Below are 11,810 nucleotides of genomic sequence, written 5' to 3'. Positions count from 1 at the left end.
ACCCGCCCCGACCACGGGCCCCCAGCAATAGCAATGCGAAGCCAATCAATCCAAGCCAACCAGACTACTGCCTCGCGGCGAGAGTTCTTCGCCACCTGCGGTATGGGGATGGGCGGCCTGATGCTAGGCGGGCTGCTGGCGAACAACGCCTCGGCGGCGGCCGAGCAGTTCGCCACCCGCGAACCCCACTTCCCAGGCAGGGCGAAGCACGTCATCCACCTGTTCATGAACGGCGGTCCTTCGCACATCGACACCTTCGACCCGAAGCCGATTCTGGAGAAGTATGCGGGCAAGCCGCTCCCGTTCGCGAACCTCGGGACCGAGCGGCCAACCGGCGGCGCGCTGCCGTCACCCTTCAAGTTCAAGAAGCACGGCCAAAGCGGTATTGAAGTCAGCGAGCTGTTCCCGCACGTCGCCCGCTCGATCGACGACATTGCGGTGGTGCGGTCGATGCACGCCGACGTGCCCAATCACGAACCCTCGCTGCTGCTGATGAACTGCGGCGACGGACGTTTGATCCGGCCGAGCGTTGGATCATGGGTAACTTACGGACTGGGGAGCGAGAATCAGAACCTGCCGGCGTTTGTGTCGCTCTGCCCTGGCTACCCGATCCAGGAGTCGCAGAACTGGCAGGCGGGGTTCCTGCCGGGCGTGTACCAGGCGACCCACGTCAATACGAAGCACACCCGGGTTGAGGACCTGATCGCCAACATCGACAACCGCCGAACCGCGCGGACCGACCAGCGGCGGCAGCTCGACCTGCTTGGCTCGCTCAACGAACGGCACGCGGAGGCGCGGGGCGACGATCCTCAGCTCGAGGCGCAGATCAAGTCGTTCGAGCTCGCCTACCGCATGCAGGTGGAGGCGACAGACGCCTTTGACGTGACCCGCGAGCCACAGCACGTGCTCGACATGTACGGACCCGGCCTGCAGGCGCGGCAGATGCTGGTCGCCCGTCGGCTGGTCGAACGCGGGGTCCGCTTCGTGCAAGTGTGGCACGGCGACGGCCAGCCGTGGGACCACCACGACGACATCGAACAGGGCCACCGCCGGCTCGCGCAAGAGAGCGACCAGGCGATCGGGGCGTTGCTGGTCGACCTCAAGCAGCGCGGGCTGCTGGACGAGACGCTCGTGCTGTGGGGCGGCGAGTTCGGCCGAACACCGGTCGTCGAGCTGCCCAAAGAGGGGGCCAACCAGGGCAAGCTTAACGGCCGCGACCACAACCACCACGGCTTTACTGTTTGGATGGCGGGCGGCGGGATCCGCGGCGGAATGGTGCACGGCGCGACCGATGAGTGTGGTTTCCGCGCCGTCGAAAACAAGGTGCACGTGCACGATCTGCACGCAACGATGCTGCACTGCCTAGGCTTCGACCACGAGCGGCTAACCTACCGTTACGCCGGCCGCGACTTTCGCCTGACGGACGTGCACGGCAGCGTCGTTCACGATTTGCTGGTTTAATTCTCTTCGCGCGATGCGAAACGCAGCATGTGTCACACAGACGCTCCCAGATACCCCAAGGCGCCATCGTCGCTGGTGGCTATGAGACCAGCACGCCATCGGCAGCGGGGCGGCTGTCCGCGAGCGTGCCCCTAAGTCGTTTGGTTGTCGACATTTGCCTGTCTAATCACTTTTGGAAAGCTGAGGAGCGGTGATCTCGCTGGGCCTCGCAGGCGTGGCGGACCCGGGCCAACGAAACTTGACCGATTGCAACGACTGTGCGGCTAACCAAGGCAAGCTCCTCGGATTATTCTGTAGAACTACGTGCAGACCATTTGTGCGCTAGGCCGCACGTGGTTAAAACGAATGGTGGGGACGTTCTTCGTTCCCAAGCATCGCCCCTCCCCACCCCTCCCGCCTCCGACTTTTCGGCGCCTTATGAACCCCCTTGTGACGACACCTCACGGTGCACTCGACAGTGAACCGATTGGGCAGATGCAGTCGAGCGCCGCGGCCCCGCCGCAATCCACCGACCTATTGGCGCTGGCCTGGCAGGGACGCTGGCTGATTCTGATCGGGGTGCTCATCGGCGGCTCGGCGGCGTGGGTCCACCTGCAGCGCGTGACGCCCCTCTACCAAAGCACATCGCGGGTGTACGTCGAACGGTCGCTCCCCAAGCTGCTCAGCTCGGACATGCAACTCGGGCACTCTAACTCCTACCTGTTCACGCAGAAAGAACTGATTAAATCGACCGGCGTCCTGGCAAGTGTTGCCGATAGTCCGATGGCCTCCGGCATGGAGACCTTCCGTGGCGTCGAAAACCGAGTGGGGCTGCTGTATAGCGGGCTGAACGTCGATGTCGGTCGCGACGACGAGATTATCAATGTCAGCTTGACTCTGCCAAATCCGGTTGAGGCGGCGCAGCTTGTAAACGAGATCGTCGCCGCGTACATCACCCAGTACGCCGAGAAGCACAACACCGAAACCTTCAAGATCCTCGAAATCCTAAACGGCGAGAAGCAACGACGCGACAAGGTTCTGATCGAGGCCCGCCGAGAGCTCACCGCTTTCCGCGAAGCGAACCCCGAACTCGCCGTGCTGGTCGACAACCAGGATGTCGCGAGCGACCGCTTCAGTCGATTGATGTCCGAGCTCAACCAAACCGAACTAGAGCAGCTGACGGCGAAAGCAGAGTATGAACGGGTCAAGGAGATGGCCGCATCGCCGACACTCCGCCCGATGCTTCTCGACATGGCCCTCGACTCCGTCGGCAAGGCCAACCTGAACGACGATCTCGAGGCATTGCTGAATCAACAGCAAGAGCTAGAGCTGCTGCTGATGGCCGAGCAAGCCAAATGGGGTGATGCCTATCCCACCGTTAAATCGATCCAGCGTTCGCTCGACCAGTCTGGGCTACGCATTGAGGCCAAGCGGGAATCAATCGAGGCCGAAAAGGAAGCCGCCCTCCGCGCCTATGCGTTCAACGTCAAGGAGCGTTTCGAGTTCCACACCAACAAGCTGAATGGGCTCCGCAGCAAGTACCAGGATCAGTTCGAGGCCGCCAAGGAGTCGAGCGCAAACTCGCTGAAGCTGTTTTCGCTCGAAGAAACGTACGCCCGGGCGATTTCCGATTCGGACGAGGTTGAAGAGCGAATCAAGGAGTTGGACCTGAACAAGAAGGTCGGCGCCATGAACGTCAGCATCATCGAGACCGCCTCCGCGCCTAAACTGCCAACCTACCCGAGCCGGGCAAAATTCCTTGGCGCGGGGGTAATGCTCGGCGCCCTCTCCGGTTTCGGACTCGCCTGGCTGAGGGACATGCTGGACCATCGCCTGAAGTCGGTAGACGAGATCCAGGAGCTGTTGCAGCTGCAGGTGTTCGGCGCGGTCCGCCGCCAACTGGGCAAGATCGGCCGCGAGGAACTCGGCAAACTAGTTCACCTCCAACCCCGATCGACCTCGGCCGAGGCGTTCCGCACGCTGCGTACCGCGGTGCACTTCGGGCTGGCGGGCGACGACTGCAAGGTGCTGGTCGTGACAAGCCCCTCTCCCGGTGACGGCAAGTCGGTGGTCACGAGCAATCTGGCGATCGCTACCGACCAGGCCGACCGACGCACGCTGCTGATCGACGCCGACATGCGAAAGCCGACGCAGCACACGATCTTCGGCGTTGACAACACCCAGGGGCTCTCGACAGCCCTCAGCGAACGCCGGCCGATCGAGGAGCTGATCGTATCTAGCGAGATCGGCACACTCGACTTCCTGCCCGCTGGCCCCACCCCAAGCAACCCACTGGAGCTGCTCAACAACGACTACTTCGCCGAGATGCTGGAGCGGCTCAAACTGCAGTACGACCGGATCATCATCGACTCGCCGCCCGTCATGCCCGTGGCAGACTCCCGCGTGATCGCGTCGATGAGCGATGCCGTGCTGCTGGTGTTGCGGGCCGAAAAGTCGACGCGTCGCCTGAGCCTCGCCGCCCGCGACGAGCTGTGGCGGGTCCGGGCCCAGCGGCTGGGCATTGTGGTCAATGCGGTGCCGCAGTCCAAGGGCGGTTCCTATGGCTACGGCTACGGCTATGGTTACGGCTACGGCAACTACGGTGAGGTCGCGTATGGGCACGAGGACCAGAGGTCGCTCGGCAACCGCAAAAAGCGTCTGATCCAAGCCCGCCCCGAGACTCCCGCCGTCGTCGAGCAGACCTAAAGCCCGGCCCTGAATGCGAACCCCAGACGAGCACCCACGCTGGCTCCCGGCGCAGCGCGCGAGAATCGACGAGAGCGGATGCCCTCGGACCGTTGATGCGCACTGCCACTGTCTCCCCGGAATCGACGACGGGCCTCCGACGCTAGAGGACGCGATGGAGCTGCTCGCGGCATTGGCCGACGACGGCTTCACGACAATCATCGCGACGCCCCATCAGCTCGGTTCGTACGACCGCGAGAATGGACCCAAGAAAGTCCGCAAGCTAGTCGCCCAAACGGCCGTCGAGGCCGCGGCGCGCGGCATCCCGATCGAGTTGGTCCCGGGCGCCGACGTGCGAATCGACGAACGGCTAATGGGGTTGCTCGACACCGACCAGGTGCTGACGGTGGCCGACTGCGGCCGGCACCTCCTGCTGGAGCTGCCACACGGCCAGTACCTCGACCCCTCGCCGCTGTTCGCCCCGCTCGCCGAACGCGGCGTCCAAGTGGTAATGACCCACCCAGAGCGCCACCGCTACCTGCGTCAGGATCTCGTGATCGTGGAACGCTGGGTCGACGACGGCGCATTGGTGCAGGTGACCGCCGGCAGCCTCCTGGGGGACTTCGGCGAGGGCGCCTACCAGGCGGGCTGGGAGCTGGTCTCTTGGGGGCTGTGCCATATCGTGGCGACTGATGCGCACTGCGTCGCGCGGCGGCCGCCGCGGATGTCCGCCGCCATCGAAGCCCTCCGCGATCAGGCGCCCGAATGGGCCGTCCGACGGATGTGTCACGAAAACCCCTACCGACTACTCACCGGCCAAGCTGTCCCCGCCGGCCAGCTCTCGGAAAGTGACTGACCCATGCCCGGACGCCACCGAACACGAGGCTCCTCGGCCGCCATTGCAGAGTTCGAGCCGCTGGCGCCTGCCGGCCGTCTCAGCAAACTCGCCTTCGTGCTGATTGCCGTTCTACTGTTCTTCGAGGCGTTTGCGCACGGCGCCGTCGAGGCTTGGAGCGAACTCGCGGCGCTCGGGCTCAGCGGGCTGCTGGTGGTGGTGCTGCTGCTGCGGCACGTCGTTGACCGCGAGAGCCGCCCGCCGGCGACCTGGCTGTGGTTCCCCCTCGGGCTGTTCGCCGCGTTTGCGGCCCTGCAGGCGATGCCACTGCCGGCGGCGTGGTCGGAGTGGCTGGCTCCGGGGACACTCTCGCGGAAGCAGGACCTGCTCGGCAGTGGCGACCTGACCATGTCGACTATCTCCTACTACCCTCGAGAAACCTGGCGGCTGCTGCGGATGACGTTTGTCGGCGGCGCCCTGTTCGCGGCCGCGTGCACACTCGGACGGGATCGCGGCGGCGTCACCCGGCTCCTGATGATGGTGTTCGTGGTCGGTGCAGGTGAGGCAATCATGTCGCTCGCTCAGATCATCTCGCAATCGGACTGGACGTACGCTGCAATCGGGCGCGAAGCGCGGCGGGCGGTCACCGCCGGGTCATTCTTGAACTACAGCAACTTCAGCCAGTTCGTCAACATGTCGATCGGCGCCGGGCTGGGCCTGCTGCTAGTGCGGTCGGAGCACCGCCGCCGGGTCACCGGGAGGACCCCCTCCTGGGACGAATTCTGGAGGTCCGAGGGCTGGATCGTCGCCGGCCTGTCGTTCTGCTGCTTGTCGGTGTTTACCTCAATGAGCCGCAACGGCGTCCTCTCGATGGCGGTTGCAGGTGCGGTTCTGCTAATCATGCTTCAGTGGCGACGCTCGTCGAGCGTCCAGGCTTGGGCGCTTGTTTCAGTGCCGCTAGCTGTATTCGTGGGGCTTTGCGTCGTTGGCTTCGACGCGGTTTACGACCGCCTGGGAACCCTCTCACAGGAAGGCATCCTTACCGACCGCTGGCAGCTCACGCTCGACACGATCCACGCCTGGCACGACCACCCGGTTTTTGGGATCGGCCTGAACGCACACGAGTACGCGTTCCCCGCCTACGACACGACCGGGTCGCTCGCGATCGCGCAGACTGCCGACAACGACTACGTGCAAATCCTGGAGGAGACAGGACTAATAGGCGTCACACTGATCGCCACCGTGCTGGCGATGGTGACAGGACAGATTGTGAGGCTCACCGGCTCCCATGGCCCATCGACTTCACTAGCTGCTCACGGCATCGTGTTCGGCTTGGTGGCGGTCGCCGTCCACAGCTGGACCGACTTCGGGCAACGGATCCCCGCGGTGTTCTCGCTCACTTCGCTGATGGTCGGCGTGGTGGTAGCCGCCGGCCACCGTGAGCGGCGTCATCGGCAAGCGAGCAAGGACGAATTGGCGGCGCAGGACCCCACTTGGCTACCGCCGACGCAGCGTCGACTCAGGGGCGGCGCCGCGGCCGTGGTGCTGCTGCCGATCTGGGCGTCGGCCCTGGTCGTAGCGTTTCGGGCGGCGCAGGCCGAGGAGTCCTGGGCCAAAGCCTACCAGTTGGAAGTGCCCCTCTACGAGCGGAACTGGCAGGGCAGCGTTGAGGAGTACCGCCTGCTGCTGCAGCACGCGGGGTCAGCAGCAGCGCTCGAACCCAACAACGTCCGCTACGCGTTTCGATTGAATCTCTACCGCTGGCAGGCGATGCTGATGGCCGGCGCCGAGGTTGACCAATCAGTGACGATGTCGCCCGAGTTCCAAGCGGTCACCGGATCGCTGGTAGACGCCCTGGCTCAGAACCGTCAGCTCTGCCCGACTTTCGGTCTGCCGTACGCCCTGGAAGGCCAACTACGATACTCGGTGCTTGGCGACCTCGCTGAAGGCCGGAGGCAGATCCTGGTGGCCGCGGAACTCGCACCCAACGACCCAGCGGCGTTGCTGAATGTCGGACGCCTGCACGCAGCTGAGGGCGACCTCAAGGCCGCCTCGCAGGCGTTCGGTCGGCTGGTAAGTCTGCAGGGGTCCTACTTCCGCCAAGCCGCCGAGCAGCTCGTCAAGACGCTCAAGGCGCCCGACGAAGCGGAGCGTCTCTGCGGAGACTCGCCAGAGCGGCTCGAGGTGCTCGCCAAGCTCTACCTGGACCTCGGCGACCCCATCGCCTCACGGGCGCCCGAACTCCGCCTACAGGCATCAAGGTTGCTTGAGAAACGCGTCGAGTCCAAGGACGCGACCCCTCAGGAGCTTGCCAGACTGGCGCAGCTCGCCCACGCCGATGGCGACCACCAACGCTCCGTGTCGCTGTACCGCAGAGCGCTCTCGCTCCAGTACAACAACGTTCCGCTGCGCCTCGAGCTGGCGGCGACGCTACGCGACGCTGGCCTTCTTAGCGACGCCATGGAAGAGATAAGGGTCTGCCTCCGGCTTAAGCCCCAGCACGCCGCCGCAGGTCGCCTCGAGAGCCAGCTCTACGATCTGCTCCACCAGGACGGTTCATCGGACCAGTAGCCAGCTGGCAACCGCCCTGTCAGCGCCCCTACCACTTCGCGAGCGGTATCTCGCTGTGCCCGCAACGCTAGCGGCGCCAGCCACCCACCTGTCGGCACATTCGGCGTCACCCTCAAGGTTTCGCTAACCGATGCGGGAAGCGCGGTCGATACAACCCGTAGCTCAAATGCATGCGCCGCCCGGGCGGCGCGTACTCGCTCATAGATGCCGATTCATATGAAATTCCGAACAGCCACCGCCAGCGTCCTGCTAATCTGCTGCACTACCGGCTGTCTGTCGGTCTGCAACAACGCGTACCGGACGCTGATCAAAGAGCCAAAGCAGTTCAGCTGGCGCCGCGACCGCTGCGAGAGCCGCACGCTGTACGCCGCCTGGGCGTCCGACGCCTGGGCGGAGCAGCGTGCGTCGGGTGTCGAGTGCCGGTCGGCCGACTTCGTACTAGGCTTCCAGGAGGGATTTGTCGAGTTCTGCTACGCCGGCGGCACCGGTGAGCCACCGCCAGTCCCGCCGCGTCCCTACTGGAACTCGCTGAACCGCGTGGCGCCGCTCAACAAGGGCGCCTACGAATGGTTCGACGGCTACCGTCTCGGGGCACGCATCGCCCGCGAGGGTGGCTACCGCGACCAGGCGGTTGTGCCGGCGTCAGCGAGCCTTTGCTCCAAAGGCGGGGCCATTGAGGGAGGCGCCGGTTGCCCCTGCAACACAGGCGGCGATGACGCCATCGCGCCGCGAGCGCCCTACCCGGGCGATCTCGAGCCTGTTCCGGCGATGCCGATTGACGCCACGGCCCCCGACGCCCTGTTGCTGCCGATGCTGGATGGATCTACTTCGCCCCTCTCCCCGCACGCGGTGTCTCCCGCGGCCTTCGGGCGAAAGAACCCGTCGGCAGTCGTCGTCGACGCCCCTCGGGGCGAGGCCGCCGAACCAGTCGGACCGTCGCACGAAGCGGTGCCGAACTACTCCGCCACTGCCCCTTCCCAACGCTCACTGCATCGCGATGTCGTGCCGCCATCTGCGTCGCGGCGTTTCGGAAACGACTTCCTCAGGTAACGCCATCGGCGGCCCTTGTGTCCTACTGGCCTAAATCGATATGTCCAACTTTCCAAAGATTCACACGAACATGTCGCGTCGCCCCGGAGCGTTCGGCTTGCTGCTGCTCGGTCTCGGATCGCTCCTGCAAGTCGGCTGTGCAGCGGTAACCAACCCGACTGCCAACGGCGTCCCGGCCCACGCGCTGCCGCCGGAGTTGCTGGCCGAGTCTAAGGAGGGCTACTCGCCGGTCGACCTGACGCTGCTACGCGTCCCGCCGCCGGAAGTGTACCTGCTCGACGTCGGCGACACGCTGGGCGTCTACGTCGAAGGGATCGTCGGCAGCGTTGACGCCCCGCCGCCGGTGAGCGTCGCCGACTCGACCGAGAAGACGCCCTCGATCGGCTACCCATTCCCCATCCGCGACGACGGCAACGTCTCGCTGCCGATGGTCGGAAACGTGCCGATGAAAGGGCTCACAATCGAGAAAGCCGAGCAGGCCATTATCCAAGCCTACCTCGACAAGGAGATCCTCCGCCCGAACGAGTATCGGATAATCGTTTCCCTAATGCGTTCGCGGACCGTAGGGGTAGTTGTCGTGCGAGAAGACTCTCGATCAGGTTCAGTAACGCTCCAGAACAACTCGCTAATTGGTATCGGAGGCTCGTCGACGACTATCGGCGGCGAGCAGAAGCCATCGGGCCAGATCGTAGATCTTCCGGCATATCAGAACGATCTACTGAACGCACTGGCTCGCACCGGCGGGCTGCCCAGCGTTAGCGGCGGTCGAGATATCCTAATCTATCGCGGAAGCGCGGGATCCGACGGGTACGCCGAAGCGCCTTGCCGACCGCTCTGCCCCAGTGACGACCCAACTATTGACGGCGAGCGTATCATACGCATCCCTTTGCGAACCAAGAATTGTGAGTCGGTTCACATACCTCGAGAAGATATTGTTCTGCATGACGGAGACATCGTCGTCGTCCGCGGACGCAACCAAGAAACCTACTACACGGGCGGCATTCTGCCTTCAAGTGTTCAGTCGCTGCCGCTGGACCGCGATTTGAACGTGATTGAAGCGGTGCTAAGGGCCCGCGGCCAGCTGCTGTCTGGCGGTTTGAGCACAAGCAACCTTAATGGCAGCTCGGTCGGCTCAGGGGTTGGGAATCCCTCTCCAAGTCAACTCGCTATCCTTCGTGAGACGCCCGGCGGCCAACAGGTCATGATCCGCGTCGACCTGAACGAGGCGCTCCGCGACCCGCGGCTTAACTTGTTGGTGCAGGCCGACGACGTTTTGATTCTGCAGGAGAACACCGACGAAGCGTTCGCCCGCTACGTCAGCCAAGCGGTCCAGTTTGACTTCTTCTTCCGGATCCTTAACCGCAGCGACGCTCAGGGTGGGGCAAGCGTCATCCTTCCGTAGCGGACAGGTCCGCAGTTGCGTTGAAGAAGAATTTCTGGCGCAACGATACTGGTCCTAGCGTGAGTCAACATTGGGCACAAGAAAAAGGACGCCGCGGAAACGCGGCGTCCTTTTTCGATTTATCCAGCTAAACACACCGATCCAATACAAACGTCCGGTCGGCTAGAGAGAGCAATGCTGCCCCTCTGGCATCAAATGCGTTGAGTCGCATTCTCGCGGGCCGAGACCTACGGGAACGGGAAGAACGGCGGGCGTGGCGGCGGGGCGTACGGGCTGCGGAAGGGCGGCGGCGTAATCGGACGGCCCGCGGCAGCAACCGGCGCTGCAACTGGAGTAGTTCCGGTAGTCGTCTTTTTAGTGCTCGCAGAGAACGAACTGCGAAGTCCCGTCGACGCCGACGGGCTCTGGAACACGCTAAACCAGCTTGGCGAAGTGCTGCTAGCGGAGGTTACGGAGAACGGGTTGAAGAATCGACTTCTTCCCGCGTCGTCAGCCCGTGCCTCGGCACTAAATGCCACCACCAAAGCAGCAGCGGCGACTGTTGAGCCAATCGAAAGTTTCATAGAGTTTGCCTAGTTGCTTCTTCTACACGCCTGACTTCTCTGAACGATAGGTCCGGAGGCATGATTTGATCATGCCTCCGGATATCCTACCTCAACTTCTCTATCTTAGCGACGCTGACGGCAGGCCGCAAGAGCTGCGCCGACCGAGAGCAGCAGAATGCCCGCCGGCTCGGGGATCTTGGCGGTGTCGGTACCGAACACATAGTAATTGTCAAAGTAGGCCGTGCCGGTCAGACCCTGGTAATAGGGAGTGTCGGCAGCGGCGATGGCGGCGATGGCGGCGTCGGAGAACAGTTCGGCGCCGGTGTCAAAGAACGGCACATCCACGAACAGAGCGCTGCCGTTCATAAAACCATCGTAGGTCTTGGTGTCATAATCGAGGAACAACTGGAACGAGTTCCAGACGCCGGCGGCGACAGTCTCACCAGTCTCGGAGAAGACTCCACCACTGATGTTGAGGATGTCGAGCGTTTGCGAGTCGACACCGAGGAACGCCAGCGGGAGGGCCGCACCGGGGGGGCCTTCGTCTTCGCTAAAAGCCTGAATTCCGAAATAGGGGCCAAACGGATCGTCGCCGCCCGAGGGGGTTCCCATCGAAGCTTCGACGAGCATGTCCCACTCGATGCAGATGTAGGGCAAACCAGGAACCGGAAGCGCATCCACCGTGGCGCCCCAGAAGCCGTTGATACCCGACTCCTTAACTACCTCAACCCCTTGCGAACCGCCCACGCCGGCGCCCGCTACTACGGTCGCGGTGCTCGGAGATCCAGCCGGATTGGGGCTCTCTTTCCACAAGGTGGAGCCGTCAATATTGACTAGCGTCTGACCCTGCAGTTCGCCGGTGCCGTTGAACGCAGGCGAGTAACCAGCTTCAAAACCTTCCGCATCGAAATACATCAAGTCAGCAGCGTGGGCAGTCGCCCCAGCCAATAAAACAACCGCGACCGCAGCCGCAGCGTTGGTAAACCAGTGTGATCTCCGAGACATTAGCGACCCCTTCAAGAATGCTGTTTCAAATGGTGCGAGCCGCCGGTTTTATCCGCCCGGAAGCGTCGGCCGCGATTACGTACGCCTATCCGCACAACCGTTAACGTTACTAAGGGCTCAACGCCCGGTCAACCTATTTCACCTAAGTTTGAAGTCATTTGTTCCGGGGCACCATTGTCTGCGATATGTCGCAACCCGTATACGCATCTGAAGATGCAAGGATCCTAGCGATATCTCGCTGTAGGCGACGCCAAATCCTTGTTACGGCCTACCGCCC

7 protein-coding genes are annotated in these 11,810 nt (G+C 63.3%); 6 read left to right on the top strand and 1 reads right to left on the bottom strand.

The features are described from left to right. Positions 1-33: 33 nt before the first annotated feature. The 6 genes from Pla123a_RS05405 to Pla123a_RS05380 all read left to right on the top strand — a co-directional run bounded on the left by Pla123a_RS05405 (position 34) and on the right by Pla123a_RS05380 (position 9,983). Entirely contained in the window at positions 34-1,461 is a 1,428-nt protein-coding gene (locus Pla123a_RS05405) for a DUF1501 domain-containing protein (protein ID WP_146584649.1), read from the top strand. 429 nt (positions 1,462-1,890) lie between these two features. Next, positions 1,891-4,146 carry a GumC family protein gene (locus tag Pla123a_RS05400; RefSeq protein ID WP_197527695.1) on the top strand — a complete coding sequence of 752 codons (2,256 nt, stop codon included), beginning with the start codon at positions 1,891-1,893 and terminating at the stop codon, positions 4,144-4,146. A gap of 13 nt (positions 4,147-4,159) precedes the next feature. Then, positions 4,160-4,981 carry a tyrosine-protein phosphatase gene (locus Pla123a_RS05395; protein ID WP_231956336.1) on the top strand — a complete coding sequence of 274 codons (822 nt, stop codon included), beginning with the start codon at positions 4,160-4,162 and terminating at the stop codon, positions 4,979-4,981. A 3-nt stretch (positions 4,982-4,984) separates the two neighbouring features. Continuing rightward, entirely contained in the window at positions 4,985-7,531 is a 2,547-nt protein-coding gene (locus Pla123a_RS05390) for an O-antigen ligase family protein (RefSeq protein WP_146584644.1), read from the top strand. 216 nt (positions 7,532-7,747) lie between these two features. Continuing rightward, positions 7,748-8,581, top strand: a complete 834-nt coding sequence (locus Pla123a_RS05385) for a hypothetical protein (RefSeq protein WP_146584642.1) — start codon at positions 7,748-7,750, stop codon at positions 8,579-8,581. Between the two features lie 70 nt (positions 8,582-8,651). Then, entirely contained in the window at positions 8,652-9,983 is a 1,332-nt protein-coding gene (locus tag Pla123a_RS05380; RefSeq protein ID WP_197527694.1) for a polysaccharide biosynthesis/export family protein, read from the top strand. Between the two features lie 668 nt (positions 9,984-10,651). On the opposite strand, the gene Pla123a_RS05375 is transcribed toward Pla123a_RS05380, so the two are convergent. After that, the gene (locus Pla123a_RS05375) at positions 10,652-11,443 is read right to left on the bottom strand and encodes a hypothetical protein (RefSeq protein ID WP_146584638.1); all 792 of its coding nucleotides are present in this window, start codon (positions 11,441-11,443) and stop codon (positions 10,652-10,654) included. Positions 11,444-11,810: the final 367 nt, after the last annotated feature.

The sequence above is a fragment of the Posidoniimonas polymericola genome, assembly GCF_007859935.1.
Taxonomy (GTDB): Bacteria; Planctomycetota; Planctomycetia; order Pirellulales; family Lacipirellulaceae; genus Posidoniimonas; species Posidoniimonas polymericola.
Note: the sequence above shows the minus strand (reverse complement) of the source record. Positions and strands in the feature narration are given on the sequence as shown.

Bases quoted from the DNA above. Each gene is read 5' to 3' on its own strand.
- Pla123a_RS05385 (WP_146584642.1), top strand. From the start codon at position 7,748: ATGAAATTCCGAACAGCCACCGCCAGCGTCCTGCTAATCTGCTGCACT.
- Pla123a_RS05405 (WP_146584649.1), top strand. From the start codon at position 34: ATGCGAAGCCAATCAATCCAAGCCAACCAGACTACTGCCTCGCGGCGA.
- Pla123a_RS05395 (WP_231956336.1), top strand. From the start codon at position 4,160: ATGCGAACCCCAGACGAGCACCCACGCTGGCTCCCGGCGCAGCGCGCG.
- Pla123a_RS05380 (WP_197527694.1), top strand. From the start codon at position 8,652: ATGTCGCGTCGCCCCGGAGCGTTCGGCTTGCTGCTGCTCGGTCTCGGA.
- Pla123a_RS05390 (WP_146584644.1), top strand. From the start codon at position 4,985: ATGCCCGGACGCCACCGAACACGAGGCTCCTCGGCCGCCATTGCAGAG.
- Pla123a_RS05375 (WP_146584638.1), bottom strand. From the start codon at position 11,443: ATGTATTTCGATGCGGAAGGTTTTGAAGCTGGTTACTCGCCTGCGTTC.